Origin of the sequence: Verrucosispora sp. SN26_14.1, from assembly GCF_004307965.1 — a bacterium.
Taxonomy (GTDB): Bacteria; Actinomycetota; Actinomycetes; order Mycobacteriales; family Micromonosporaceae; genus Micromonospora.
On the sequence record NZ_SISL01000664.1, the window covers coordinates 1 to 2,407 of the forward strand.

Consider the following 2,407-nt stretch of genomic DNA (forward strand, 5'->3'; position numbering starts at 1 on the left):
CCCCCGGCCAGGACGGTACGGCCGCACCGGCGCCGGGACCGGCCGGTGACCGCTCGTCGCCCCAGGGCACCAGCCGCGTCTGGTCGGCCGGTGACCGACCTCCACCGAGTACGGCGGTGACCACCGCCTCCGGGCCGAGCAGACCCTGCACCCGGCTCAGGGCCCGATGTGCCCGCTCGCGTTCCGCACCGGTCTCGCCCCACAGCCCCGGTTGCAGACCGGCCTGGGCCAGCACCCCGTCCGGCACCAGCCGCAGCCGGACGATCCCCGCAGTGGGCCGGGGCGGTCGGTCGCCACCGCGCCGGCCACCGCCGGAGAGCCAGCCGTCCAGTTGCCAGCGGACCCGGTCGGCGATCGCCGCCGCGCTGAGCAGGCCGTCGTGCCGCCAGACCCGGTGCAACTCCTGACCGTGCGCGGTCACCGCCTCGATGCCGAGCCGGGTGCAGGCCAGCCCGTGCCCGGCGAGCCGCTCGTGCAGCCGTTCGGCCAGCGTCCGGGCCGCGAACGCCGCCACGTCGACGCGCTCGATCGGCTCGTCCAGGTCGGCGGTGACCGTCAGGTCCACGGGCGGGCGCCGGACCGCCAACGGCCGGTCGTCGCCACCGCTGGCCCACCGGTGGGCCAGCGCGCCGTCGAACCCGAACCGGGCGAGTACGTCACCGGCGGCCAGTGCGGCGAAGTCCCCGAGCGTACGCACTCCGAGCCGGCGCAACAGGTCAGCCAGGGCGGGCCGCCCGAGTGCCTCGACCGGCTGGGCGGCCAGGAACTCCGGCGTCCCACCGGGCGGCACGATCCGCCCCTCCCGCGCGGCCAGCCCGGCGGCGAACACCCCGTCGGCGATACCGACCTGGCTCTCCACCGCGCAACTCTGGGCGACGTGCTCGACGATCCGTTCGGCGGCCGCCTCCTCACCGCCGAAGTACCGGACCGGACCCCGGGCGGCCAGCGCGCAGGCCCCGGGGCGGACCACCTCGACCCCGACCGCCACCTCCTCGACCGCGGCCACCACCGGCTCGAACGCCCGCGCGTCCCGACCGGGATCGTGGTCGACGACGGTGAGCCCCGGGCAGCGTCCCTGCGCCTCCCGTCGGCGCAGCCCCCGGCGGATCCCCTCGGCCCGGGCCTGCTCGGAGCAGGCGACCACCCGGTTGCCGTGCAGCACCGCGACCGGCCCGGTGGCGGGCACCCCGTCGACGATCTCGGCGGCGAGCACCGGCCAGTCCGGGCACCAGAGCAGCAACGTCCGAGCAGGCGCGCTCATGTCGACGCTCCGCGCCGCCATGAGTCACCACGGAGCCGATGACTCACTCGCTGACGCTCGCTCATGTCGCGTGCTCCGCCGGGTGGGGGGAGGCCAGCACGCGGAACCGGGCGGGAGGTGACCGGTCGGCGGTGGTGGCGGAGCGGGGGATGACGCGGGTCAGCTCGTCACCGGGCAACCACACCGTGAGCTCCTTGGCGCGGGCGGCCGCGCCCCGCCCGTGTGCCGAGATGGTCACCTCCCGGCGGCGCAGCCGCCCCCGCCCCGCCCCGAGTCCCTCCCAGGTGCCCCGGACCACCTGGAGTGTCAGGTCCGCCCCGTCCCACCGGCCGTACGGCACGAGCACGCTGCCGCGTTGGCGGGCCCGTGCGGCCAACCGGGCGGCGACCGAGGCGGAGACGGTGGCGGGTACCGCGGTGACCACCACGTCGACCCCGTCGATGAGCGCGGCGACGACGGTGGGCCACTCGGGGCCGGGCTGCGGCACCAGGGCGAGCCGGTCCAGGGCGATCCCGGCCTCGGCCGCCGCACCCGCGCCGAAGGTCGGCATCCCGACCACGGCACACCACGAACCGGCCCGGGACGCCTCGGCGAGCAGGGCGAGCAGCAGCGAGGTGGTGCCGCTGTGCCGGGGCTGCCCGAGACCGACCGCGATGGTGCTGCCCCGCCGCAGTCCACGACCGGGCAGCAGCCCGGTCAGCTCGGGCCGGACGGGGAGTATCCGGTGACCACCCACCGGGTCGGGTGCGCTGGCCGGACGCACCAACCCGGCCAGCGCGGCGGAACCGACCACCATGCGGCCCGCCATCGGACCTACCCCCCGTCGTGTCGCCACCGGGTGCCGCCGGTGGATGGTGCTGATCAGGCGACGAGACCGTCGATCGCCGGCTGATGTGCCAGGCCGAGCGCGGCCTCCACCACCGTCACGAACTCCTCGGCGGCACGGAGCAGGTCGTCGGCCTCCCGGGCGGTGACCACCCGGGGTATGCCGGCCTCGGCGGCGGCGCGCTTGCCGGCGCCGAGGGCGAAGTAGGCGGCCCACTCGTCGAGTTCGGGGGCGACGACGGCGAGCAGCACCCAGACGCTGGTGATCCGGTTGCGGCGGGTGGGTGCGGGACGGGCACGGGCGGCGAGCACCGCGGCGGC

3 protein-coding genes are annotated in these 2,407 nt (G+C 77.0%); all 3 read right to left on the minus strand.

Annotation, left to right across the window (positions count from 1 at the left end; genetic code table 11):
- Positions 1–1,261: DNA polymerase Y family protein (locus EYA84_RS30590; RefSeq protein ID WP_131057691.1), on the minus strand; the 1,261-nt coding region annotated here is incomplete at its 3' end.
- A 61-nt stretch (positions 1,262–1,322) separates the two neighbouring features.
- Positions 1,323–2,069 (minus strand): hypothetical protein, encoded by a 747-nt coding sequence (locus EYA84_RS30595; protein WP_236146053.1) that lies wholly within the window; start codon positions 2,067–2,069, stop codon positions 1,323–1,325.
- A 53-nt stretch (positions 2,070–2,122) separates the two neighbouring features.
- Positions 2,123–2,407: SAV_6107 family HEPN domain-containing protein (locus EYA84_RS30600; protein ID WP_255446680.1), on the minus strand; the 285-nt coding region annotated here is incomplete at its 5' end.